The 23239-nt window shown below is 65.7% G+C and carries 22 protein-coding genes; 2 read left to right on the top strand and 20 right to left on the bottom strand.

Annotated elements, in window-relative coordinates:
• Nucleotides 1-65: 65 nt before the first annotated feature.
• Together P8192_RS05775 and dapA are read right to left on the bottom strand one after the other, a co-directional pair.
• Entirely contained in the window at nucleotides 66-1751 is a 1686-nt protein-coding gene (locus tag P8192_RS05775) for a ribonuclease J (RefSeq protein WP_278159247.1), read from the bottom strand.
• A 27-nt stretch (nucleotides 1752-1778) separates the two neighbouring features.
• The gene (gene dapA, locus P8192_RS05770; RefSeq protein WP_278159246.1) at nucleotides 1779-2678 is read right to left on the bottom strand and encodes a 4-hydroxy-tetrahydrodipicolinate synthase; all 900 of its coding nucleotides are present in this window, start codon (nucleotides 2676-2678) and stop codon (nucleotides 1779-1781) included.
• 107 nt (nucleotides 2679-2785) lie between these two features.
• On the opposite strand from dapA, the gene P8192_RS05765 reads away from it, so the two are divergent.
• Nucleotides 2786-3997 (top strand): heparan-alpha-glucosaminide N-acetyltransferase domain-containing protein, encoded by a 1212-nt coding sequence (locus P8192_RS05765; RefSeq protein ID WP_278159245.1) that lies wholly within the window; start codon nucleotides 2786-2788, stop codon nucleotides 3995-3997.
• On the opposite strand, the gene P8192_RS05760 is transcribed toward P8192_RS05765, so the two are convergent.
• From P8192_RS05760 to rimP, 15 genes are all read right to left on the bottom strand, one after another.
• Nucleotides 3994-4437 carry a hypothetical protein gene (locus P8192_RS05760; protein WP_278159244.1) on the bottom strand — a complete coding sequence of 148 codons (444 nt, stop codon included), beginning with the start codon at nucleotides 4435-4437 and terminating at the stop codon, nucleotides 3994-3996. The two genes, P8192_RS05765 and P8192_RS05760, sit on opposite strands and share 4 nt — an antisense overlap.
• Before the next feature lie 35 nt (nucleotides 4438-4472).
• Nucleotides 4473-5243: a 4-hydroxy-tetrahydrodipicolinate reductase gene (dapB, locus tag P8192_RS05755; RefSeq protein WP_270105688.1), complete on the bottom strand. Its 771-nt coding sequence runs from the start codon at nucleotides 5241-5243 to the stop codon at nucleotides 4473-4475.
• Nucleotides 5244-5252: 9 nt separating this feature from the next.
• Nucleotides 5253-6581 carry a M16 family metallopeptidase gene (locus P8192_RS05750; protein WP_270105689.1) on the bottom strand — a complete coding sequence of 443 codons (1329 nt, stop codon included), beginning with the start codon at nucleotides 6579-6581 and terminating at the stop codon, nucleotides 5253-5255.
• A gap of 141 nt (nucleotides 6582-6722) precedes the next feature.
• A complete protein-coding gene (locus P8192_RS05745; protein ID WP_278159241.1) occupies nucleotides 6723-8978 on the bottom strand; it encodes a polyribonucleotide nucleotidyltransferase in 2256 nt (751 codons plus the stop codon).
• Nucleotides 8979-9275: 297 nt separating this feature from the next.
• Nucleotides 9276-9545 (bottom strand): 30S ribosomal protein S15, encoded by a 270-nt coding sequence (gene rpsO / locus P8192_RS05740; protein ID WP_278159239.1) that lies wholly within the window; start codon nucleotides 9543-9545, stop codon nucleotides 9276-9278.
• 94 nt (nucleotides 9546-9639) lie between these two features.
• The gene (locus tag P8192_RS05735; RefSeq protein WP_278159237.1) at nucleotides 9640-10449 is read right to left on the bottom strand and encodes a class I SAM-dependent methyltransferase; all 810 of its coding nucleotides are present in this window, start codon (nucleotides 10447-10449) and stop codon (nucleotides 9640-9642) included.
• Entirely contained in the window at nucleotides 10449-11432 is a 984-nt protein-coding gene (locus P8192_RS05730) for a bifunctional riboflavin kinase/FAD synthetase (RefSeq protein ID WP_270105693.1), read from the bottom strand. The genes P8192_RS05735 and P8192_RS05730 overlap by 1 nt, the downstream gene beginning before the upstream one ends.
• An 80-nt stretch (nucleotides 11433-11512) precedes the next feature.
• Nucleotides 11513-11986 carry a hypothetical protein gene (locus tag P8192_RS05725; protein ID WP_278159235.1) on the bottom strand — a complete coding sequence of 158 codons (474 nt, stop codon included), beginning with the start codon at nucleotides 11984-11986 and terminating at the stop codon, nucleotides 11513-11515.
• Nucleotides 11987-11996: 10 nt separating this feature from the next.
• Entirely contained in the window at nucleotides 11997-12359 is a 363-nt protein-coding gene (locus P8192_RS05720) for a hypothetical protein (RefSeq protein WP_278159233.1), read from the bottom strand.
• On the bottom strand, nucleotides 12356-13318 hold the full coding sequence (gene truB / locus P8192_RS05715; protein ID WP_278159231.1) for a tRNA pseudouridine(55) synthase TruB: 963 nt from the start codon (nucleotides 13316-13318) through the stop codon (nucleotides 12356-12358). The genes P8192_RS05720 and truB overlap by 4 nt, the downstream gene beginning before the upstream one ends.
• 3 nt (nucleotides 13319-13321) lie before the next feature.
• A complete protein-coding gene (gene rbfA / locus P8192_RS05710) occupies nucleotides 13322-13777 on the bottom strand; it encodes a 30S ribosome-binding factor RbfA (protein WP_270105698.1) in 456 nt (151 codons plus the stop codon).
• A gap of 139 nt (nucleotides 13778-13916) precedes the next feature.
• Nucleotides 13917-16742 (bottom strand): translation initiation factor IF-2, encoded by a 2826-nt coding sequence (gene infB / locus P8192_RS05705; RefSeq protein ID WP_278159229.1) that lies wholly within the window; start codon nucleotides 16740-16742, stop codon nucleotides 13917-13919.
• Nucleotides 16743-16868: 126 nt separating this feature from the next.
• Entirely contained in the window at nucleotides 16869-17201 is a 333-nt protein-coding gene (locus P8192_RS14510; RefSeq protein WP_431521147.1) for a YlxR family protein, read from the bottom strand.
• A gap of 142 nt (nucleotides 17202-17343) precedes the next feature.
• Entirely contained in the window at nucleotides 17344-18321 is a 978-nt protein-coding gene (gene nusA / locus P8192_RS05700; protein WP_270105702.1) for a transcription termination factor NusA, read from the bottom strand.
• Between the two features lie 105 nt (nucleotides 18322-18426).
• Nucleotides 18427-19002, bottom strand: coding sequence for a ribosome maturation factor RimP (gene rimP, locus P8192_RS05695; RefSeq protein ID WP_278159226.1), 576 nt, complete (start codon nucleotides 19000-19002; stop codon nucleotides 18427-18429).
• A gap of 86 nt (nucleotides 19003-19088) precedes the next feature.
• Here rimP and P8192_RS05690 point away from each other — a divergent pair, with 86 nt between their 5' ends.
• Nucleotides 19089-19853, top strand: a complete 765-nt coding sequence (locus tag P8192_RS05690) for a hypothetical protein (RefSeq protein WP_278159224.1) — start codon at nucleotides 19089-19091, stop codon at nucleotides 19851-19853.
• Here the strand turns inward: P8192_RS05690 and P8192_RS05685 are convergent.
• From P8192_RS05685 to P8192_RS05675, 3 genes are all read right to left on the bottom strand, one after another.
• Nucleotides 19822-21636 carry a proline--tRNA ligase gene (locus P8192_RS05685; protein WP_278159222.1) on the bottom strand — a complete coding sequence of 605 codons (1815 nt, stop codon included), beginning with the start codon at nucleotides 21634-21636 and terminating at the stop codon, nucleotides 19822-19824. The genes P8192_RS05690 and P8192_RS05685 overlap by 32 nt on opposite strands.
• A 93-nt stretch (nucleotides 21637-21729) precedes the next feature.
• Complete coding sequence (locus P8192_RS05680; RefSeq protein WP_278159220.1) at nucleotides 21730-22587, bottom strand: hypothetical protein; 858 nt, start codon at nucleotides 22585-22587, stop codon at nucleotides 21730-21732.
• A 20-nt stretch (nucleotides 22588-22607) separates the two neighbouring features.
• Complete coding sequence (locus P8192_RS05675) at nucleotides 22608-23201, bottom strand: hypothetical protein (protein WP_278159218.1); 594 nt, start codon at nucleotides 23199-23201, stop codon at nucleotides 22608-22610.
• Nucleotides 23202-23239 lie beyond the last annotated feature (38 nt).

Raw genomic sequence — 23239 nt, 5'->3', positions numbered from 1 at the left:
TAAGAAGATGAGCCCCTGAAAGTCAGGGGCTCATCAACGGATTTTCGTTATTCCAATGGTTCGGTTCAGGCTTCCAGAACCACCGGCACGATCATCGGGCGGCGGCGCAGCTTGCGGTTAACCCAGGAGCCGATGGCGCGGCGCACCACCTGTTGCAGCTGGTGGGTGGTGTGCTGTTTACCGGAGGCTGCCGCTTCTTCCAGGGCCTTGATGATCTTGGGTTTCACCGAGTCAAACACCTTGTCGTCCTCGGCCACACCGCGGGCGTGGATGTCGGGACCGGAGACGATCTTGCCGGTCTGGCGGTTGATCACGGTGATCACGGAAATGAAGCCTTCCTCGCCCAGCACCCGACGGTCCTTGAGATCGGATTCGGTGATGGCACCAATGGAGGAGCCGTCAACGTAGACATAGCCGCATTCGACGTCGCCCACAATTTCGGCCACGCCATCGCGCAGGTCCACCACGGTGCCGTCGGCGGTGAGCAGCACGTTCTCGGAGGGCACCCCGGTGGCTTCGGCAATGCGGCCGTTGGCGATGAGGTGACGGACTTCGCCGTGCACGGGCATCACGTTGCGGGGGCGAACGATATTGTAGCAGTACATCAGCTCGCCCTGGGAGGCGTGGCCTGAGACGTGCACGTTGGCGTTGCCCTTGTGGACGACTTCGGCGCCCAGGCCCATCAGCCCGTTGATCACCCGGTACACCGAGTTTTCGTTGCCGGGGATCAGCGAGGAGGCTAGTACCACGAGGTCGCCGGTTTCGATCTGGACCTGGTGATCGCCGTTGGCCATCCGCGACAGGGCCGCCATGGGCTCGCCCTGGGAACCGGTGCACATCAGCACCACTTCGTCGTCGCGGTAGTTTCCGATTTTCTTGACGTCCACGAGGATGCCCTCGGGGACGTTGAGGTAGCCGAGCTTGGCCGCGATCGACATGTTGCGCACCATGGAGCGACCAACGAAGGCCACTTTGCGCCCGTTGAGGGCGGCGGCGTCGAGCACCTGCTGCACACGGTGGACGTGCGAGGAGAAGGAGGCCACGATGATCCGCTTGGTGGCGCGGGTGAAGTAGGTCTCCAGGGTGGTGCCGATGTTCTTTTCCGTCATGGTGAACCCGGGGACTTCGGCGTTCGTCGAGTCCGTCATGAACAGGTCCACGCCTTCTTCACCCAGCCGGGCGAAGTGGCGCAGATCGGTGATGCGTCCGTCGAGGGGCAGCTGGTCCATCTTGAAGTCACCGGTGTGCAGGATGGTCCCGGCCTCGGTGCGGATGGCCACGGCCAGCGCGTCGGGGATGGAGTGGTTGACGGCCACGAATTCGCATTCGAACGGACCGAAACGCTCGACGTCGTTTTCCTTGACCGCCAGCGTCAGCGGCTTGATCCGGTGCTCCTCCAGCTTGGCCTCGATCAGGGCCAGGGTGAGGGTGGAGCCGATCAGCGGGATGTCCTGCTTCATGCGCAACAGGTACGGCACGGCGCCGATGTGGTCCTCGTGACCATGGGTGAGCACGATACCGACGACGTCGTCGAGACGGTCGCGAATGTACTCGAAATCGGGCAGGATCAGGTCAACGCCCGGCTGAGCCTCTTCGGGAAAGAGCACCCCGCAGTCGACGATGAGGATCTTGCCGTCGATCTCGAAGGTGGTCATGTTGCGGCCCACCTCGCCAATACCGCCCAGCGGAACGATGCGGCAGGTGCCGTCGCGCAGGGCCGGAGGCGTGGTGAGCGTGTTAGATAGGGTCATGGTGCGGGTGGTCCTTTCGGAAGGAGATCACACCGTGACGCCGCCCTCCTGGAGGTCGGCGCGGATCACGGCTTGTTCGGCCTCGGTGGCCTGTGTCAGCGGAAGCCGCACCACCGAGTTCGGCAGGATGCCCTGCCAGTGAAGAATGGTTTTCGCTGCGACGGCGCCTTGAACGTGGCTCATCACGGCGCGCTGGATCGGGTCCAGTTCGAAGTGCACTGCGCGGGCGGTGCTCAGGTCTTGGGCGTGCATGGCATCGACCAGGCGGCGGTAACCGGCGGTGGCCACATGGGCGGTCACCGAGACCACGCCCACGGCACCGGCGGCCATCAGCGGCAGGGTGAGGCCGTCGTCGCCGGAGTACACCAGCAGGTCGGTCTCGGCCAGCACCCGGGTGGTGGACTGGTAGTCAGCCTTGGCGTCCTTGAGGGCGACGATGTTGGGATGCTGGGCCAAGGCGATGATGGTCTCGGAGTGGATCGGCATCACGGAGCGGCCGGGGATGTCGTACACCATCATCGGCAGGTCGGTGGCCGAGGCGACGGTTTCAAAGTGCGCTCGAATGCCGGCCTGGTTGGGCTTGTTGTAGTACGGGGTGACGAGCAACAGTCCGTCGGCACCGGCCTGTTCAGCGCGGCGCGAGAGCTCGATCGAGTGGGCGGTGTCGTTAGTACCGGTGCCCGCGATGATGGTCGCACGGTCCCCTACGGCTTCCTTCACCGCGGAGAACATGCGCACGTTCTCGTCGTCGGTGAGCGTGGAGATTTCACCGGTGGTGCCGGTGACGACGATGCCGTCGGCACCCTCGTTCACCAGGTGTTCGGCCAGTTTCTGCGCGCTGTCCGTATCCAGCTGACCTTCGTCGTTGAAGGGGGTGACCATGGCGGGCACGACCGTGCCGAAGAGGAATGAAGTCGCAGAAGTCATAACACCAGCCTACCTGCGAGAATGGTCGGTGGCACTTCCTGGGCCCGACGACGCGCGGGACGTGCTCTACGCCACCGATCCGAGTGCTGACGGAAGGACCTTCGACGATGCGGTCGACCCCGATCTTCTCCCCCACCCGGATCACCGGCATCGATGCTGCGCGCGGGGTGGCCCTGCTCGGGATGATCAGCGTGCACCTGATGTCCTTGACCCAAGTGAGCGCGGATGGAATCACCATGGAGCCTACGCTGGTGGGTCGGCTGTTCACCGGGACGGCCTCCGCCCTGTTCGCGGTGGTGGCCGGAATCTCGCTGTCGCTGTGGTCATCGTCGCGCGCCCCGGCTCAGGCGCGCCGCAGTATATGGATGCGCGCTCTGATTCTGGTGCTTCTGGGGCTGGCCTGCGGGCACCTGGATACTTCCATCGCCGTGATCCTTTGCCACTACGGCCTCTTGTTTTTGGCGGCGTCGACGTTCATTACTCTGAGCACCCGGCAGCTGTCCCTGGTGGCCAGTGCCTGGTTGCTGGTCTCTCCGCTGGTCGCGGCGGGGTTGGCTCGGTTCATGCAAGCGCAGCTGGGCGTGAACGAGTACGTGGATACCTGGCGGTTGTGGCATACCCCGAATTTCGGGGATCTTCTCGTCCAGCCGGGCTTGTTGATGTGGGATCTGCTGTTCACCGGTTACTACCCGGTGCTGCAGTGGACCGGGTATCTGTTACTCGGGCTGGCGCTGGGGCGGTTGCGTCTGGACCGGCTACGCACCGGGGCCTTGCTGACCACAGGTGGCGGGCTGGCGGCCCTGGCCAGCTGGTGGGTGTCGGCGCTGTTGTTCCGTTCGACGGCGCTACGTGATCAGGTGATGGAGCGCACCGGTGTGGAGCCTGAAGCACTCGATGCTGCCCTGCAGACCGGCAGCGGAATGATCGACGAGTACACGGTGGGAGCGGCGTCCTGGTTCGCCGCGGCCACACCGCATTCGGGCGCGCCTTTGGATCTGGTGCGTTCCGCCGGGGCGGCGGTAGCGATCGTGGGTCTCTGCCTGCTGGCCACCACGGTGGCCCGCGGAGTCCTGCGCTGGCCGCTGTTACCGCTGATCGGCGCCGGTGCACTACCGCTGACCCTGTATGTGGGACACCTGGTGGCGCTGCATCTGTTGAGTGACGCCACCGAGACATGGTCGGAGCCACGACTGGCCGCCGTCTATCTGGTCTCCGCACTGGTGATCGGGCTGGTCTTCGCCTTGCTGCGTCGGCGCGGTCCGCTCGAGTGGGTGCTGCACGAACTGTCCTCGGGCGACGTGTCTCCCGCGCGACGCTAGCTGGCGGCGAGGAAACGCCGAATCGCTTCCCGCATCGCACTGCGGGCACGACGGCGGTCGCCGGAGGCGTCATAGGCGAGGCTGAGCCGGAACCAGCTGCGCCAGTCGTCGGGGGCGGCTTCAGCCTCGGCGCGGTAGAGCTCGAACTGCCGGTCAGCCTCGGCGCGGTCGATGCGCCCACCCGGTGAGCGCGGCAGGGTGTCTTCGGGCAGCCCGCCTTCGGATTCCAGCACCTGGGCCATGCGTTCGGAACGCAGGCCGAAGAGGATCTCGCGGGTGATCAGCCAGATGCTGATGCCCACGATGATGATGACGGACACCCCGATGACCGCGGCGATCACCGATCCGGAGCGGATGAAGCCGATCGCCGACCACAGCGCCAGCACGGCGAAGAGCAGGAGCAGCATGGAGAGCAGAATGGTGCCGATTTTCGCGCGCATCAGGACTTTCTTCGAAGGTGCTTAGCCAGCAGAGTTTAGGACAGGTCGAGGTAGCCGTCGAGGCCGTAAGTGAGCCCGGGGCGAGAGGCCACGGTGCGCAGCCCCAGCAACACGCCGGGCATATAAGCGGAACGGTCGAAGGCGTCGTGACGGAGCACCAGTTGTTGTCCGGGGGTACCAAGCAACACCTCTTGGTGGGCTTCGAGCCCGGCTAGGCGCACGGCGTGCACGCGCACCCCATCCACCAGCGCCCCACGGGACCCGTCCGGGTCATGTTCGGTGGCATCCGGGCTGGCCGGGAGCTGAGCGGCGGCACGGGCGGCACCGATCAGTCCGGCGGTACGCACCGCCGTGCCGGAGGGGGCGTCCACCTTGTTGGGGTGATGCATTTCGATGATTTCGACGGAGTCGAAATAGCGTGCGGCCTTCGCGGCGAATTCGCTGGCCAGCACCGATCCGATGGAGAAGTTTGGCGCGATGAGTACCCCCACCTCCGGATGCTCGGCCAGCTGAGCTTCCAGCACGGCGCGGCGTTCGTCGCTCCAACCGGAAGTGCCGACGACGACGTGCAGTCCGTGATCCACGGCATAACGCACCACCTCGGGCGAGACCGACGGCACGGTCAGATCGAGCACATGGCTGGCACCGGAGTCCCCGATGGCGTCGAGACTGTCGCGCGAGGACAGCGTAGCGACCAGCTCGAGATCATCGGCGCCGTTCACGGCGTTGACAGCGTAGCGGCCCATCTTGCCGGTCGCGCCGACCAGGGCAACACGGAGGGAGGAGGTTTCTGCCGGAGAGGTCATGGCTCTACCCTACCGTTGCTCGCGGCCGTTCTCGGGCCCGACCACCACTGTGGCGCGCTCGGAGCTGGCCAACCGGGTAGCCACCCGCTGGACATCGTCGGCGCCAACGGCGCGGATGCGTTCCAGGGCACCGTCGAGGTCGGTGTACTCCCCCGTGACCAACTCGGCCCGTCCCAGTCGCGACATGCGCGATCCGGTATCTTCCAGCCCCAACACTAGGGAACCGCAGATCTGGCCGTGGGCGCGGTCGAGTTCGTCGGCGGAGATCGTCTGAGCCGCCATGGCGTCCAGCTCGGCCACCATCACCTCGGCCACGGTTTCGGTGTTACGCGGGTGACATCCGGCGTAGAGCCCGAAGTAGCCGGCGTCCGAATAACCAGCAGCAAAAGCGTAGGTGGCGTAGGCCAGTCCGCGCCGTTCGCGCACCTCTTGGAAGAGCCGGGAACTCATTCCCCCACCCAAGGCCGTGTTCATGACGGACAGGGCGAAGCGGTCGTCATCGAGGGTGTGGAAGCCGCGGCCGCCCACGATGACGGATGCCTGTTCTACGGGCTTGTGCACCGTGATGGTCCCGGGCAGCAGCCCCGGTTCCTGTGCTTGGGTGGAGCGTCTCGGGGCCGGTGCATCAGAGGTGGCGGTGGCGAACCAGCCGGCGGAATCGAGTGCAGCGGTGACCAGTCTGACCACGTCGTCATGCTCGAGACCACCGGCAGCGGTGACGACGAGCTCCTCGGGGCGGTACCAGTGTCGGTAGTGGTCATAGACGTGGTCGCGGGTGACCGCGTTGATGGTGTCTGCGGTGCCGCCGATGGGACGACCCAGCGGGTGCTCGTGCAGCAGGCGTTCGGCGAGGATCTCGTGGCTAAGGTTTCCCGGATCGTCGGCGTCCATGGCGAGTTCTTCGAGGATCACGCCGCGTTCGAGGTTCATCTCCTCCGGATCCAGGGTAGCGGAGGTGACCATATCAGAGATGACATCGATCGCCATCGGCAGGTCCTCATCCAGCACCCGAGCGTGGTAGCAGGTGGATTCCTTGGCCGTGGCCGCATTGGCTTCCCCGCCCACCCGGTCAAAGGCGCTGGCGATATCCATGGCGCTGCGGCGCGGGGTGCCTTTGAAGAGGAGGTGTTCGAGGAAGTGAGTGGACCCGTAGCCTTCCGGGGATTCGTCGCGTGATCCCACCGCGATCCAAAAGCCGATGCTGACGGAGCGTTGGGTGGGCATCGCTTCGGTGAGCACGCGCACGCCACCGGGGAGCACGGAGCGGCGCACGAGGTTTCCATTGCCGCCGTCAAAAACGGTGCCGGTAAAGTCTACGGGGATCTGCTTGGTCGTCATTGTGCCCATTATGGCAAGGAGCGAGGGGTCAGCGGGAATCGGTGTGGTTTCGGCGCGGGAAACACCGCGGCCCCCGCTTCAGCCGGTGAGGGCTGAGGCGGGGGCCGCGGTTGGGCTCACCTGAAGGGGTCAGGATCTGTATCAGGCGTCGTCGCCGTCGTTGTCCTCGGCCTCGGTGCCGTCGATGTCTTCACCGACGATGACGGGTACCAGGGAGAGCTTGCCGCGGTCGTCGATCTTGGAGATCTCGATCTGCAGCTTCTGGCCCACACCGATGACGTCTTCGACGTCGTCCACGCGCTTGCCATCATTGAGCTTGCGCAGCTCGGAGATGTGCAACAGGCCATCCTTGCCCGGGGTCAGCGACACGAAGGCGCCGAAGCTGGTCAGCTTCACCACGGTGCCGAGGTAGCGCTCGCCGACCTCGGGAACCTGCGGATTGGCGATGGCGTTGATCGCACTGCGGGCGGCCTCGGCCGCGGAGCCCTCGGTGGCGCCGATGAGCACGGTGCCGTCGTCCTCGATGGAGATGTCGGCGCCCGTGTCTTCCTGGATCTGGTTGATCATCTTGCCCTTGGGGCCGATGACCTCACCGATCTTGTCGACCGGGATCTTCACGGAGATGATCCGGGGCGCGGTCGGGCTCATCTCATCCGGGCCGTCGATCACGGAGGTGATCACGGACAGGATGTGCAGACGGGCTTCGCGGGCCTGGGTCAGCGCGGCGGCCAGCACGGAGGCGGGGATGCCATCGAGCTTGGTGTCGAGCTGGATAGCGGTGACGAATTCCGAGGTACCGGCGACCTTGAAGTCCATGTCGCCGAAGGCATCTTCGGCGCCCAGGATGTCGGTCAGGGCGGCGTAGCGGGTCTCGCCGTCGACGGTGTCAGACACCAGGCCCATGGCGATCCCGGCGACCGGTGCCTTCAGGGGCACACCGGCGTTGAGCAGCGACAGAGTCGAAGCGCAGACGGAGCCCATGGAGGTCGAGCCGTTGGAGCCCAGTGCCTCGGAGACCTGACGGATGGCGTAGGGGAACTCCTCGCGAGTGGGCAGCACGGGCACGATGGCGCGCTCTGCCAGGGCGCCGTGGCCGATTTCGCGACGCTTCGGTGAACCGACGCGGCCGGTTTCGCCCACGGAGTAGGGCGGGAAGTTGTAGTGGTGGATGTAGCGCTTGGTCTTCTCTGGTGCGAGCGAGTCGATCTGCTGCTCCAGCTTCAGCATGTTCAGCGTGGTGACACCCATGATCTGGGTCTCGCCCCGTTCGAAGATGGCGGAGCCGTGCACGCGCGGCAGCACCTCAACCTCGGAGGTCAGCTTGCGGATGTCGGTCAGACCGCGGCCGTCGATGCGCACCTGCTCAGTGAGGATGCGCTGGCGCACGACCTGCTTGGTGACGGAGCCGTAAGCCTTGACGACCTCGTTGCGACGATCTTCGAACTGAGTGCCCTCGCCGGCCAGTGCTTCCACGACCTCCTGGTGGTACTCGTCCGAGGCGGCTTCGCGCTCCTGCTTGTCGGCGATGGAGAAGATCTCGCGCAGGCGCTCGGAGGCGTAGTCCTGAACGGCCTCGAAGACGTCGTCCTCGTAGTCGAGGAAGAACGGCACGTCGACCGGCGCCTTGTTCACGCGGTTGGCCAGATCAGCCTGAGCCTCGCACAGGGCCTTGATGAATGGCTTGGCCGCTTCCAGACCCTCGGCGACAATCTCCTCGGTGGGAGCCTGGGCGCCCTGTTCCTTGACCAGCGACCAGGCGTTCGGAGTGGCCTCAGCTTCGACCATCATCACGGCAATGTCGTCGCCGGCCACACGACCGGCCACGGCCATGTTGAACACGGCGTTCTCCAGCTGGGAGTGCTTCGGGAACGCAACCCACTGGCGTTCGCCCTGACCGTTGTCGATCAGCGCCACGCGCACGCCACCGACCGGGCCGGAGAACGGCATGCCGGAGAGCTGGGTGGACATCGAAGCGGCGTTGATAGCCACGGTGTCGTAGATCTCGTCGGGGGCGATCGAGGTGACGGTGACGACGACCTGGACCTCGTTGCGGATGCCCTTGGCGAAGGCCGGGCGCAGCGGACGGTCGATCAGGCGGCAGGTCAACACGGCGTCGGTGGTCGGGCGACCCTCGCGGCGGAAGAACGAGCCGGGGATGCGGCCGGCGGCGTACATGCGCTCTTCGACGTCAACGGTCAGCGGGAAGAAGTCGAAGCCTTCGCGCGGGGACTTGCCCACCGAGGTGGCCGAGAGCATCGAGGTCTCTTCGTCGATGTAGACCATGGCCGCACCGGCGGCCTGCTGTGCCAGACGACCGGTTTCGAAGCGCACGGTGCGCTGGCCGTAGGGGCCGTTGTCGATGATGGCTTCAGCGAACTTAATTTCTGGACCCTCCATGGGTCTCCTTTCGGGTGGTCGCCCGGGAGACTGCGGTGCCGTGGTCGGTCTTCGATCGAAGCTCTCGCACGCTGTGGTTCGCCCTGGTCGGGCGCCACCTTGCGAGAGCCACTGTCGAGGACCGGGATCACGGGCGAACGGGCAGCCCGGGCGAGGTTCTCTTGGTGTTGCTATTCGGGTGTTGCACTCGGTGCGATGCACGCTCCGACAACGGAGCGCACCGTTCACCATTGTGGCCTATCCACGGGGGACAGACCAGAGGCGGTGGCCTCTAGGAGTCCACCGCCTCTGCAGGTCTCAACGACGCAGGCCGAGACGCTCGATCAGCGCACGGTAGCGTTCGATGTCGACACGCTGCAGGTAACCCAGCATGCGACGACGGCGACCCACCAGGGCCATCAGGCCGCGACGGGTGTGGTGGTCGTGCTTGTGGTCCTTCAGGTGCTCGGTCAGATCCGAGATACGACGGGACAGTACAGCAACCTGCACCTCCGGAGAGCCGGTATCGCCCTCATGCGTCGCGTGCTCTTTGATGATCTCCTGCTTCACGGCGGGGTCAAGTGCCACGCTGAACTCCTTTGAGAGTTGTACCGCGATCATGAATGACGCTCCGGAGAGCGCCGGTGCCCTGCCACCGCGGACTGCAGCGGGCACCAAGGATTCAGCTTACCAGGTCTGACCGCCAGGCGCTGGTGATGTAGGGCAGCTGGAGCACCGAATCTGTGGCGTGGCCCAGGTGTTCCAGCAGGTACCAATCCAGGTTCGCCCGCATCTTCTCGCGCGTGGTTTCGGTGGCCCGCAGGTGGTAGGACCGAGTGGCCATCAGCGCGTGCAGGCCCGGCACGGTGACGGAGTCTTCCCAATGCCAACCGGTGCGCTGTGGTGGGCTGAACCCGGGGCCCAGCTGCGGCGGGGCCTCCACGGGGTGCACGTCCCCGGCGTGCATGATGCGACTCAGCCGGTGCACCCAGGGCACGGAGGTGTCCAGTTGGTGTTCGACGATGCCCAGCACTCCCCCGGGCGCCAAGACTTCGGCCAGCCGCTGAGTGCCGAGTTCCGGGATGATCCAGTGCCAGGCCTGACCGCAGGTGACCACATCAATACTGTGTTCGGCGACGACGTCACGGTGGGCGGGCAGGTCCTCGACACGGGCTTCGATGGTGGTGAGGAGAGGGTGTCGGCGTCGCAACACCCCGAGCATCTCGGCGGCTGGCTCCAGTGCGGTCACCTCGTATCCAGCCTGGACCAACTGGTCGGTGAGCAGTCCCGTTCCGGCCCCGACGTCGAGGGCGCGTCGGGAACCGGTGTCGGGCGCGAGCACCTCAATGACTTCTGCCGGGTAGCCCGGGCGTACCGAGTGGTAGATCTCCGCGGCGGAGGCCCCGGCTGCGAACGCGCCACCCAGTCGCTGACGCTGGTGCGCGTCGAGTCGGGGCAGGCGCTGGGGTCGTGGCGGGGGTGGCTGGGTCATCACCCGGTGGTGGCGAAGTCGGAATCGACAGCGGGCATATCTCCGCGCAGGATCAGCCTGGCCATGGTCACATCGCGGTCCATCTGGGCCACCAGTTTCTCGATCCCTTCGAAGGCGACCATGCCGCGCAAGCGGGCCACAAACTCGACGGTGACCTGCTGGCCGTAGAGGTTGAAATCGCTGATAGCTTCTTCGGGCCGGTCCATCACGTGGGCTTCGACGACTCGCTCGATGTCATCAAAGGTCGGGTTGGACCCCACCGAAATAGCAGCCGGCCAGCGGCGTTCGGCGTCGTCGATGAGCCAGCCGGCGTACACGCCATCGGCCGGAATCAGCCCCTGGGTTTCGGTGGAGAGGTTCGCGGTGGGGAATCCCAGTTCGCGGCCGCGGGCGTGGCCGTGTACCACTTCTCCGTGCACGGCGTGCTGACGTCCGAGCACCTCGGCAGCGGCAGCGACCCGGCCCAGGGTGAGGCTTTCGCGTACCCACGTGGAGGACCAGCGGCGTTCGTCGCCAACATCGTCGATGGCGATGACGTCGAATCCGTGGGCGGCGCCGAGTTCTCGCATGGTGGCGAAGTCGCCGGAGTTGTTCCGGCCGAACCGCACATCGTGGCCGACGATCACCACGGAGGCGTTGAGGGTCTCCACCAGGGCGCTGCGGACAAATTCTTCGGGGGTCTGCTGGGCGAAGTCAAGGGTGTAGTGCACGACGACGGTGGCGTCGAGGTTGCGTTGGGCCAACAGGTCCAGGCGCTGTGGCAGGGACACGATCGGCACGAGCGGTTCTTCGGGCCGGTGCACAAGGCGCGGGTGCGGGTCGAAGGTCAGCGCCACGGCCTGTTCTCCCCGGGCGCGGGCGGTGGCGACCACCTGGTCGAGCACCGCCTGATGGCCGCGGTGGACACCGTCAAAATTGCCGAGGGTGACCACCGAGGCTGGCTGTGGGGTGGGGACGGCTGCTAGGCCTTGCCAATACTGCACGCGGTTCCTCTCACGAATTCTTGTCTCGGCTGCACCGTCGTCACGATGTGCACGGTTTTTACGGTACCGTCCCGGCGGGCTCAGTCGCGTCCGGTGACCGCAGTGTCGTGGGCTCCGGTTTCTGCGCCGGGGCGATGAGTGAGTAACCAGATCAGACCAATGATGGGCAACACCATCGGCACGTAGCCGTAGCCTTCACCGAAGTGGCTCCACACGGTGGACTCCGGGAAGTGTTCGGGGGCGACGAATGAATAGGCGCCGATGGCGATGACACCCACCAGCTCTATGAGCACCGCCACGAGTGCGGTCCACCACGCGCGCACTCCGGGGACGGCCAGGGCAACGGTGGCGACAATGTAGACGACGGCGGCGAAGGCCGAGAGCAGATAGGGTTCCGGGGCTGCCGAAAAATCGGAGGCCAACTGGTACCCGGCGCGGACGGATGCGGAGAGCGCGAAGATACCGTACACGGCGATGATGACGCGCCCGAGCCCGGAATTTCGTCGGCCCTTCGGTGGGGCCACCGGGTTCGTTTCGGCCGTCGCGTCCGTCATCTTCTGCCTCTCACCCAAACCAGATCACCTGCATTCTCTGAATCATCACCAGTACGGTGGGGCCGATCGCCCCCAGCACGAGATTAGACCATCGGGTCTTGTCGGTGACGGCCCACGCGAAGGCGATCACCGGCAGCATCAGCGCCGTGAGGATGTAGCCCCAGAATTCCCACAATGGTCCAGCAATGGGGGTGGACGTAATGGAGCGCACCAGTGCGGCAACCGAGTAGACCACCAGGAACAGTTCGACCGCACCGACCGAGATAATGGAGGCGTCGTCGGGGAAGGTGCGGATGGTCGTCATGATGACGCAGATGACGAAGGACAGGATGCAAATAACCGCCCCCGTCCAGAACCAGGCGTCGTAGATCACGAGGGGGTGCCCTTCTCCGGCAGTTGTCCGGGTCCGTCTGCGGCGGCGAAGACGATGCTGGGCTTGGCCACCGCGGTGTCACGGAACGTGGAGTTCTCGATGAGCGCGATCACGACGCCGTCTCGGGTGCGAGCAGCCACGGTCCCCGCATCCTCGCTGGGAGTTATACGGCGCCCAAACTGCAGGTCAGCAGCTTCGTCATCGGTGAGGGTGCGCACGGGGAAGAGCCCGGAGGCGGCCTCGGAGAGTTCGATGTAGGCGAAGGTGTCGGCAAGCTGATCCACCGTGACGGCGTCATCAACGTAGAACGGGCCGACCCGGGTGCGGCGCAGCATGGTGAGGTGTCCACCGGTGTCCAGCGCCTCGCCTAGATCTCGGGCCAGGGCACGGATATAGGTGCCGGAAGAACAGCTCACGGTGACGTCGAGGTCCACGGTTTTACCGTCTTCGGCTCTGCGGTAGTCGGTGAGTTCGAAGGAGTCGATCCTCACCGGGCGGGCTTGCAGTTCGACGTCTTCGCCGGCGCGCACACGGTCATAGGCACGGCGACCGTCCACCTTGATCGCGGACACCGAGGAGGGAATCTGCAGGATATCGCCGGTGAGTTCGCTGATCTGTTCCTGCACCCGTTCCTCGGTGACAGCGTTGGCCAGGCGTGAGCGGACGATCTCGCCGTCGGCGTCATCGGTGGTGGTGGAGGCGCCCAGCCGGATGGTGGCTTGATAGGTCTTGTCCGTGCCGGTAATGGCGGTGAGCAGCCGGGTGGCCTTGTTGAACCCGATGACCAGCAGTCCGGTGGCCATCGGGTCCAAGGTGCCGGCGTGGCCAACCTTGCGAGTGCCGGCGAGACGGCGGGTTTTGCCCACTACGTCGTGAGACGTCCATCCGGCGGGCTTGTCGATCAGGGCCAGTCCCGATACTACGCTCCCCGGTGCCCCGTTCGGACGCTGCTGAGTCATCGGTCAGTGCTCCCGGGTGTCCTCGGCGGATTCGGATTCCTCATCGTCCTTGCGGTAGGGATCTTCGTCCCCGGCGTAGCGGGCTCCGGTGGAGGCAGCAGCGATTTCGGCGTCCCGTTCCCGTGCCGCACGCAGCACGTCTTCGAGATGCGCTGCGGCTTCCGGAACCGTGTCGGGAATGAACTCGAGGGTGGGTACCAGACGGATGGTGAGCCCGCGGCCGACTTCTCGGCGCAGGATCCCACGGTTGGCTTCCATGCCCTCTCGAGCTTCTTCAACCACCGTGTCGTCGCCGAGCACGGTGTAGTACACGGAGGCGTGCTGCAGGTCGTTGGTGACGCGGACCTCGGTGATGGTCACCGGTTCCACCCGGTCGTCTTTGACTGCTTTGCGCATCGCCTCGGCGATGAGCACTTTGATGCGCTGGGCCAAGCGGGCCGCGCGTGCTGGATCGGCCATGGTCTGGCGTCCTCTCTGGTTTGAATGTAGGTGGGTGGGGAGACGATCGGCCGTGGCCGACAAGGCTCAGCCTCGCCGGCCACGGCCGTTCTCCGTTACAGGGTCCGCACCGCCGGTGCGGTGGTGCGGGCAGGCATCATTAGACGCGCGGCTTCTCCTGCATCTCGTAGGTTTCGATGATATCGCCGTCCTTGATGTCGTTGAACTTGCCCAGGCCGATACCACACTCGTAGCCCTCGCGGACCTCGGTGGCGTCGTCCTTGAACCGGCGCAGCGACTCGATCTTGAGATCGTTGGCCACCACGGCACCGTCTCGCACCAGGCGTGCAGAGGCGTTGCGGCGGACAATCCCGGACATGACGAGCGAACCGGCGATGCTGCCCCACTTCGAAGAACGGAACACTTCGCGGACCTCGGCGGTGCCCAGCTGGACCTCTTCGTATTCCGGCTTGAGCATGCCCTTCAGGGCGGACTCGATATCGTCGATGGCGTCGTAGATGACCGAGTAGAAGCGCATGTCTACGCCTTCTTCGTCGGCGTACTCGTTGACGCGCTCGGCCGGGCGGACGTTGAACCCGATGATGATCGCGTTGTCCACGGTCGCCAAGTTGACGTCGTTCTGGGTGATGGCACCCACGCCACGGTGGATGACGCGCAGCTGCACGTCGTCCTCGCCGATGTCGATCTTCATCAGCGAATCTTCCAGGGCCTCCACGGCACCGGAGACGTCGCCCTTGATAATCAGGTTCAGCGTGTCAATCTTGCCCTCGGCCACGGCCTGGTCGAACTCTTCCAGGGTGATCCGCTTGCGACGACGCGCCAGGGTGGCGTTGCGCTCGGCGGCTTCACGCTTCTCAGCGATCTGACGCGCGGTGCGGTCATCTTCGGTCACCAGGAACAGGTCACCTGCGCGCGGAACGGTGGAGAGTCCGAGGACCTGCACGGGGCGCGACGGCAGCGCCTCGGAGACCGTGTCGCCGTTCTCGTCGAACATGGCACGTACACGGCCGTGGGCGGTGCCCGCCACCATGTTATCGCCGACCCGGAGGGTACCGGACTGCACGAGCACGGTTGCCACGGCGCCGCGGCCCTTGTCGAGGTTGGCCTCGATGGCCACGCCGCGCGCGTCCTTGTCTGGGTTGGCGCGCAGCTCCAGTGCGGCATCCGCGGTGAGCATGACAGCTTCGAGCAGATCGTCGATGTGCATGTTTTGGCGTGCAGAGACGTCGACGAACATGGTGTCACCACCGTATTCCTCGGGCACCAGACCGTATTCGGTGAGCTGTCCACGGATCTTGTCCGGGGACGCTTCCGGCTTATCGATCTTGTTGACCGCGACGACGATCGGCACACCGGCCGCCTTGGCGTGGTTCAGGGCTTCCACCGTCTGCGGCATGACGCCGTCGTCGGCAGCAACCACGAGCACAGCGATATCGGTGACCTTGGCACCACGGGCGCGCATGGCGGTGAACGCCTCGTGACCGGGGGTGTCAATGAAGGTCAGGCGACGTTCCTTGCCCTCGTGCTCCAGGCTGACCTGGTAGGCACCGATGTGCTGGGTAATGCCGCCGGCTTCGCCCTCGATGACGTGGGTGGAGCGGATAGCGTCGAGCAGTCGGGTCTTACCGTGGTCGACGTGACCCATGACGGTCACCACAGCCGGGCGCTTCGCCAGATCATCGGCGCTCTCGCCTTCAGCTTCGGCTTCGAGGTCGATGTCGAAGGAGTCCAGGATCTCGCGATCCTCATCCTCGGGCGAGACGATCTCGATCTTGTAGCCCAGTTCCTCGCCGAGCACCTGGAAGGTGCCCTCGTCGAGCGACTGGTTCGCTGTGGCCATCTCACCGAGGTGGAAGAGCACGGTCACCAGGGCCGCCGGATCCGCCTTGATCTTGTCTGCCAGATCAGCCAGCGAGGAGCCACGGCGCAGACGCACCACGGTGCCGCCGTCGCCCTTGGGGACCTTGACGCCGCCTACCACTGGTGCTTGTTGCTGCTCCAGCTCCTGGCGCTTTGCGCGCTTCGACTTGCGCTGCTTGCGCGAGCCGCCTCCGCGGCCGAAAGCGCCCTGGGTGCCACCGCGACCGCCGCGACCACCGCGAGGTGCGCCGCCACCGGGTCCACCGGTGCTGGGGCCGCCGCCGGCTGCGCCGCCACCACGACCGCGACCACCGGCTCCACGTCCGCCACCGGCGGGTGCGGGCCGAGAGATCTGGCCGGGCATCATGGACGGGTTAGGACGAGGACCGCCGCCCTGTCCCGCCGCGCCACCAGGACGAGGCGCCCCGGCCGCGCCGCGGCTACCGCCGGGGCGCGGTGCGGGACGATCGCCGTCGTTGCGGCTGGGCTTCATGCCCTGCTTCGGTGCGAACGGGTTATTGCCCGGACGTGGTCCACCACCGCGGCCACCCGAGGGACGGGGACCGCCGGAGCGCTCGTCGGAACTGTGCTTCGGAGTGAACGGGTTGTTGCCCGGACGTCCGCCGCCACCTCGGCCATTGGGCTTCGATGCAGGTGCGGCCGGACCCGGCTTGGGCGCAGCGGCTCCCGGCTTCGGAGCGTTCGACGCAGCCGGCTTCTCGGGTGCGGACGAGGCCGGAGTCGGTGCGGCCGGAGTCTGCTTGGCTTGTGGAGCCGCAGCGGGCTTCTCGGCCGGGGCAGCATCCTTGCTGGGCGCCGACGAGGCACCGGGCTTGGGAGCTGCGGGGGAAGGCTTCTGGGCAGCGGGTGCGGCCGGCTTCTTGCCAGCGGGCTTCGGAGCGCTGGGCTTGCCCGCGGCAGGCTTCTTTGCATCGCCCTTTGCGGGGGCGTCGGCGTAGGCCGCCTTCAGTTTTTTAACCACCGGGGGTTCGATGGTCGAGGAGGCTGAGGAGACGAACTCTCCAATGTCTTGGAGCTTCGACAGCGCCTCCTTCGAGGTGATACCAAGCTGCTTAGCAACTTCGTGGACGCGTAGCTTCGCCACGGTTCTCCTGTTCTGGTCCGAACCGTGACGCATGCACGAATTAGCTCGCGCACACCTCCGGCGTCAGACCGTTGATGGGTGTGATGTTCATCGTTGGGCACTCATCGCGTGCTCACCGGGTATCCATCAGATCTCTGACCCGCTTTCATGGTTTGTCTGTTGTCGTCCTGATTCGTCTCGCCTCACAAGACGCTCGGCTGCTCGGTTCAGCTGCTCGCGGAGGTCCGTGGTGTCTACGGGCCCTTTGAAGGCGCGTGCGAAACCGCGTCGCGACTCAGCCAGATCCCAACATCGAGGGTCTCGATGCAACCAGGCCCCTCGGCCCGGCAGGCGACGGTGTTCGTCGAGGGTCACGGATCGGGTATCCGCATCACCGACGAGCACCACTCGAATCAGGTGGTACTGGTCCTCTCTCTGGCGACAGCCGATGCAGGTGCGCACCGGACTACGATCGCGCATTCCACACCCGCTTCACAGATATCGTCGGGCGCATCGAACGTCGCCACAGTGATGGACCGCCTACTAGTCTAGCCTTTTCTGCCCGCCGATGTGGGACGGACGTGACACCCCTCATGCCATTGGGGTGACGTGAAGACTTAACTCAGCGGGATTCTGCCTGCGATTCACCGACGATATCGATGCGCCAGCCGGTCAACTTCGCCGCCAGGCGTGCATTCTGACCTTCTTTGCCGATGGCCAGGGACAGCTGGTAGTCGGGCACGATCACCCGGGCCGTGCGCGTGGCTTCATCGGCGCGCGGCACGGAAGCCACCTTGGCCGGGGACAGCGCGTTGGCGATGAAGGTCGCCGGATCTTCGGAGTAATCGACGATGTCGATCTTCTCGTCGTTCAGTTCCGTCATCACCGCACGCACACGAGCGCCCATTTCACCGATGCAAGCGCCCTTGGCGTTGACGCCGGGCTGGGTGGCGCGCACTGCGATCTTGGTGCGGTGTCCGGCTTCGCGAGCCAGCGCCATCACCTCGACGGAACCGTCGGCAATTTCAGGCACCTCAAGTTCAAAGAGCTTGCGCACCAGGTAGGGGTGGGAGCGGGACAGGGTGATGGAGGGGCCCTTCATGCCCCGCTGCACCGAGACCACGTAGGAGCGCAGCCGCCGGCCGTGGGTGTAATCCTCGCCGGGCACCTGCTCCTGGGGCGGCAGCACGGCCTCGACGGAGCCGAGGTTGACCATCACCATGTGCGGGTTCTTGCCCTGCTGGATCACCCCCGAGATCAACTCGTCCTGCTTGTCGCGGAATTCACCAAGAATCTGGTTGTCTTCGACGTCGCGCAGCTTCTGCAGGATGACCTGACGGGCGGTGGACGCGGCGACGCGGCCAAACCCGGAGGGGGTGTCGTCGAATTCGCCGATCTCGGTGCCGTCTTCATCGATCTCGGCGGCCCAGATGGTGACCTTGCCGGTTTTGCGATCGACCTCGGCGCGGGCCTTGCTCAAGGCGCCGGGCGACTTCTGATAGGCCAGATAGATGGCCTGCTCGATGGTGGGCAGCAGCTGATCCAGCGGAATTTCCCGCTCTTTCTCCAGCATGCGCAGCGCGCTGATGTCAATGTCCACCGTGTGCCTCCCGTTTCTTTCCCTGTATTCGCTTGTGGGTGCTGGGCCGTGGGCTGTCGATCTCGTTGCCGAATTTCCAGCCCCAACCTCGCTGTCAGGACAGCATCAGGCTCCGGTGATCGACCGGCCGTGGGTCAACTCTACCTGGACGACGGCGCTAGACAGTATCGCGTAGGAGTGGCGTTTCGGTGCGGACTCCTTGGCGGGCATGCCTTTCTTGGCGCCGGGGCGGATTTCGGCGAAGTCGATACCCTCATCATCGGCGGCGATGATGCGCCCCCAGACGGCCTCGTCGTCGTCGCCAATGGTCACTTCCACGACGCGGCCGACGTTGCGAGCCCAGTGGTGCGGGCTGGTCAGCGGGCGGGTGACTCCCGGGGAGCTGACTTCCAGCTGGTAGGCGTCGCGGCCCAGCTCGGGCAGGTCGTCGATCGCATCCAGGGCGTGGGAGACCGCTTCGGTGGCGGTCTGCAGGGTGTCCATGTCAACGCCCTCGGTTCCTTCGCGCAGGTCGACGATCACGGTCAGCACCTGGGACGGTCCCGAACCGGTGACCCGCACCTCCTCGAGCCACAGCCCGGTGGTGTCCAGGGCGCCCAGCACCAGCCGCTCCAATGCGGTGCGCTCGTCTTCGGGGCGTGCGGAGACCGGCAGGCTCCTCGGTGCAGGCTGTGCAGACATGTCGGCTCCTTCTGGAGTGGGAAACGGATGACTCTCGGCTACCAGGGTACTCAGGACAGGCCCAGAACATGACACAATACACAGGCGTGAGCACCAGCACGCCAAATTCACCGGAGAACCCCAGCGCGGGTCCAGCCTCGACGAGGTCGCAGCCGCGTCGCGTGTGGTCTCGGTGGCTGGTGGTGGGACTGGGATTGCTACTGGCCGCCGGATTTCTGGTGGCGTTGTGGGGACTCGCATCCGGTGTGGTTCGGGCCCTGGTGGGCGAGCACTCCCCCGGGCAAACTCCGATCGTCTCGGATGCCGGCGGAAACCTGGCGCCGGGTACCGGATGGGTGCAAGAGAATCGCGAGCAGCGCGGTGCGGCCTTGGTGGCGGAGTACCGGCGTCTGGCCGCGGCTGGCGAGACTCCCCCGGCGGTGTCCACACTGAGCGAGGCGGTGGCGGGCACGGAAGCACTGTCCTGTGAGTCCTCCACCCTCTCGGCGGTGCAGACCGCTATGGCATCGACCCGCGCCCTGGGCCAGTTGAGCGAGACCGCCGAAGCGCGCGCTGCCGCTGCCGGCGACGCCGAATTCGCGGAACAAACCACCCAAGGCACGTATACGATGTGGCGGGCACTGCAGCAGTGGGTGCCGACCGAGTGCTGGGATGAGGCGGGCACCGCGTTCCAGGTCACGGAGGCTCCGGCCTCTGAGTTGACGCGGCTGTTGCCCGCGCTGACCGATCAGTGGACCCGGGTGTGGGTGGATGCGGATTCCGAGAAGGTCGAGACCGTGGCCCGCAACGGTTTGTGGCAGGCCACGGTGCTCGAGGAGCTCAGCGCAGGGAGCGCAGCTGATCGTCGATGATCTCGGCGGCGTCGGCGACGTCGACGTTGCGGCGCTCACCGGTGGCACGGACCTTGAGTTCCACCTCACCGTCGGCGAGGCCGCGGCCCACGACCACGGTCAGCGGGACGCCGAGGAGTTCGGAGTCGGAGAACTTCACGCCGGCGGAGACCTTCTTGCGGTCGTCCAGGAGCACTTCCAGTCCGCGTGACTCGAGCTCAGAGCTGAGCTTTTCAGCTGCTGCCAAAATCTCGTCGCCCTTACCGGTAGCCACGATGTGCACTTCGGCCGGGGCCACGGCGATAGGCCAGGCCAGGCCGTGCTCGTCGTGGTGGGCCTCGGCCAGGGCAGCGACCGCGCGGGTGACACCGATGCCGTAGGAGCCCATGGTGACGACGACCTGCTTGCCGTTTTCGTCCAACACCTTCAGGTCCAATGCTTCGGCGTATTTGCGGCCGAGCTGGAAGATGTGACCCATTTCCATGCCGCGGCGGGTCTGTAGCGGTCCGGAACCGTCGGGGGCCGGGTCGCCGTCACGCACCTCGGTGGCTTCAACGACGCCGTCCCAGGTGAAGTCACGTTCGGCCACCAGGCCGAAGACGTGCTGCTGGGCGGAGTTGGCGCCAGTGATCCAGGCGGTACCGGCCACAATGCGCGGGTCCACGAAGAACGGCAGCCCGGTCTGGGATTCTTCGCCAAAGAACGCTCGAGCGGTGCCGCTGCTGAAATCGGTGGGGCCGATGTACCCCTTGACCAGTCCCGGGTGCTTGCGCAGGTCCTCTTCAGTGGCCGGTTCCAGTGTCGGTTCGCCGTTGACCTGGAGCAGCTGGGCCACGCTGGCTTCGAGGCGCTTCAGGTCGACGTCGCGATCTCCGGGCACACCGACGACGAACTGGCGGCGTTCTCCGCCGTCGACGACCGCGGTGAGCACCACGCACTTGAGCGTGTCTGCCGCTTCCCATGCCCGGTCCTCGCGGGGCAGCAACTGGTTGGAGACGTCCACCAGAGTGGCGATGGTGGTGGAATCCGGGGTGTCCTTGACCTCGGCCGCCGGAGCGTTGGTGTAGTCCAGTGGTTCGGGGACCACGGTGGTCACGGCCTCAACGTTGGCGCGGAATCCGCCGGCGGACTCAACGAAGGTGTCCTCGCCCACCGGCGAGGGGTGCAGGAATTCTTCAGACTGGGAGCCGCCCATGGCACCAGCGGTGGCCTGCACGGGCACGACCTCGAGACCTAGCCGGGCGAAGATCTTCAGATAGGCGCTGCGGTGGGCGGCGTAGGCCTCGTCGAGACCGGCCTCATCCACGGTGAAGGAGTAGGAATCCTTCATGATGAATTCGCGCATGCGCAACAGACCCGCCCGCGGACGAGCTTCGTCACGGTACTTGGTCTGAATCTGGTACAGGTAGGCCGGCAGATCCTTGTAGGAGGAGTAGTGGTCCTTCACCAGCAGGGTGAACATTTCCTCGTGGGTGGGGGCCAGTAGGTAGTCGGCGTCCTTACGGTCTCGCAGACGGAAGAGGTTGTCCCCGTAGTCGTCCCAGCGTCCGGTGGTCTCGTAAGGTTCGCGCGGCAGCAGGGCGGGGAAGAGCACTTCCTGGCCGCCGATGGCGTTCATTTCCTCGCGCACGATCTGCTCGACCTTGTTCTTCACCCGCAGCCCCAGCGGCAGCCAGGTGTAGATTCCCGGGGCGGCGCGCCGGATGTACCCGGCTCGGACCAGCAACTTGTGGCTGGCGACCTCGGCCTCTGCGGGATCATCACGCAGGGTGCGCAGGAAGAGGGTGGACATGCGCAACGGCATTTCGGCTCCGTTCGAACTGGGGCGACAGGGTGGGATGCCCGGCGCAAGACGGCGCTTCGGACAGCCTGCTCCAGCTTACCGTCTGAGCGCGGTTCAGCTCTCCTCGAGGCGGAGGGACTCGCTGAGCTGATCGATGAACGTGAGCCCGACCCCGACGTCGGATGGTTCGGAGCTGAGGTAGCTGTACACCTGGTCACCGTCGCGGACCAGCACGGTGGAGATGTCCATGGACGGTAATTGGGCGCTGCCCTGTTCTTCCTCGTCATCCTCGGATTCGGCAGGGACGATCGAGTTGAGCAGTTCGAGGGCTTCATCGGTGTGGTGACTGAGCTCGGTGACTTCGGTGTCGGCGCGCAACTGGGTGCCATTGCCGAGGGTGACGTCCACGGTGTCGCAGCGGATCGCGACGTCACGCTGGTTCAGCACATACTCGGATGCTGCCTCCGGGGAGTCGAAGGTCATCACGGTGAGCTGCTCGATGATATAGCTACCGGGCTGGGAGGCATCCACAGTAGTGCCAGCCGCGGCGAGCGTGGCTCCGGCCTCTTCAAGGGGGCCGGGGGTTTCTTCCTCGCTCGGTTCGGCCGTGTCGGCGCCGTCTTCGTGTGATCCGGAGCCGACCAGGGTGGCCAAGCACTCGGCGGGCTCTGCTGACTCCACATCGCTCCACTGCTGGCGCAACACTTGCTGGGCCAACACGGCTTCACCGGTGAGGATCTCGGTGTCCTCGCCCAGAAGGTCCAAGAGCGCCTGCGCGAGATGCTCTTCGGTAAGGTCCTCCGGGTCGGTCGCCGACGGGGTTTCTTCCGCACTGGTCGCGGTGGTGGACGCGGTGGGCTCGGGAGTCTCCTCGGTGCCGGGGGCACCCTCGCGGCAGCCGGTCAACAGCAGCGCGCCGAGCATCAGGGTGCCGGCCAATCGCACCATGTGTGAGGCGTCATGAGCGGTCATGGGTCTCCTTCATCGGCGGGTCACGACTCCAGACGTTCGCGCAGTCGCTCGATGAGCTCCACGGCGGCGTCGGTGTCGGTGTCAGCGTCCCCGGTGTCAACGTAGAGGTCGGTGCCGGCGGGCACGTACACCGCGAGAGTGGGGTCCAGGTCCAACGACGGGGTCGCGGCGGTTCCGGACGGGGCATCGGTCACGGCCTCGGTTGCACCATCGGTGGCGGAGTCCTCCGGCGCCTCCGTCAGCTCTTCATCCATGACCAGGGAGGTTTCGGTGGTGACGACCAGCCCCGGGGCCGGGGCGCAGTCTTCGGGGCTCACTCCGGAGGTTTCGATCATGTCGTCGGAGTCCTGGGGCGCTGCCAGTGCGGACTCGCCGGCCAAGGTGGTGGACTGCTCCCCCAGTTCGGCCAGCAGCGCCTCCTCGAATTCCACGGACACGGAATCGGCCGTGAAATCGGGAGCGGTGAAGACGGCGTGACTGGCCGCTTCCTGCGGCGGCGCCTCGGACGGACTCGGCTCGGGTTCTTCTTTCGGGGCACCACAGCCGGTCAAGAGCAAGAGGGCAACGGCGACGACGGCGCCGCGCAACGGGAGTGCGCTGAGGCGTGCTCGCATGGGTATTCCTTCGACGCGATGACCTGTCGGGCGCGCCA

Source organism: Citricoccus muralis (assembly GCF_029637705.1).
In the GTDB taxonomy this organism is placed as follows: domain Bacteria; phylum Actinomycetota; class Actinomycetes; order Actinomycetales; family Micrococcaceae; genus CmP2.
This window is presented reverse-complemented; position numbering and strand designations above follow the sequence as displayed.

Excerpts from the sequence above, each read along its gene's own strand:
- P8192_RS05775 (WP_278159247.1), bottom strand. The coding sequence starts at position 1,751 with ATGACCCTATCTAACACGCTCACCACGCCTCCGGCCCTGCGCGACGGC.
- dapA (WP_278159246.1), bottom strand. The coding sequence starts at position 2,678 with ATGACTTCTGCGACTTCATTCCTCTTCGGCACGGTCGTGCCCGCCATG.
- P8192_RS05765 (WP_278159245.1), top strand. The coding sequence starts at position 2,786 with ATGCGGTCGACCCCGATCTTCTCCCCCACCCGGATCACCGGCATCGAT.
- P8192_RS05760 (WP_278159244.1), bottom strand. The coding sequence starts at position 4,437 with ATGCGCGCGAAAATCGGCACCATTCTGCTCTCCATGCTGCTCCTGCTC.
- dapB (WP_270105688.1), bottom strand. The coding sequence starts at position 5,243 with ATGACCTCTCCGGCAGAAACCTCCTCCCTCCGTGTTGCCCTGGTCGGC.
- P8192_RS05750 (WP_270105689.1), bottom strand. The coding sequence starts at position 6,581 with ATGACGACCAAGCAGATCCCCGTAGACTTTACCGGCACCGTTTTTGAC.
- P8192_RS05745 (WP_278159241.1), bottom strand. The coding sequence starts at position 8,978 with ATGGAGGGTCCAGAAATTAAGTTCGCTGAAGCCATCATCGACAACGGC.
- P8192_RS05735 (WP_278159237.1), bottom strand. The coding sequence starts at position 10,449 with ATGACCCAGCCACCCCCGCCACGACCCCAGCGCCTGCCCCGACTCGAC.
- P8192_RS05725 (WP_278159235.1), bottom strand. The coding sequence starts at position 11,986 with ATGACGGACGCGACGGCCGAAACGAACCCGGTGGCCCCACCGAAGGGC.
- truB (WP_278159231.1), bottom strand. The coding sequence starts at position 13,318 with ATGACTCAGCAGCGTCCGAACGGGGCACCGGGGAGCGTAGTATCGGGA.
- rbfA (WP_270105698.1), bottom strand. The coding sequence starts at position 13,777 with ATGGCCGATCCAGCACGCGCGGCCCGCTTGGCCCAGCGCATCAAAGTG.
- P8192_RS14510 (WP_431521147.1), bottom strand. The coding sequence starts at position 17,201 with ATGCGCGATCGTAGTCCGGTGCGCACCTGCATCGGCTGTCGCCAGAGA.
- rimP (WP_278159226.1), bottom strand. The coding sequence starts at position 19,002 with ATGTCTGCACAGCCTGCACCGAGGAGCCTGCCGGTCTCCGCACGCCCC.
- P8192_RS05685 (WP_278159222.1), bottom strand. The coding sequence starts at position 21,636 with ATGCCGTTGCGCATGTCCACCCTCTTCCTGCGCACCCTGCGTGATGAT.
- P8192_RS05680 (WP_278159220.1), bottom strand. The coding sequence starts at position 22,587 with ATGACCGCTCATGACGCCTCACACATGGTGCGATTGGCCGGCACCCTG.
- P8192_RS05675 (WP_278159218.1), bottom strand. The coding sequence starts at position 23,201 with ATGCGAGCACGCCTCAGCGCACTCCCGTTGCGCGGCGCCGTCGTCGCC.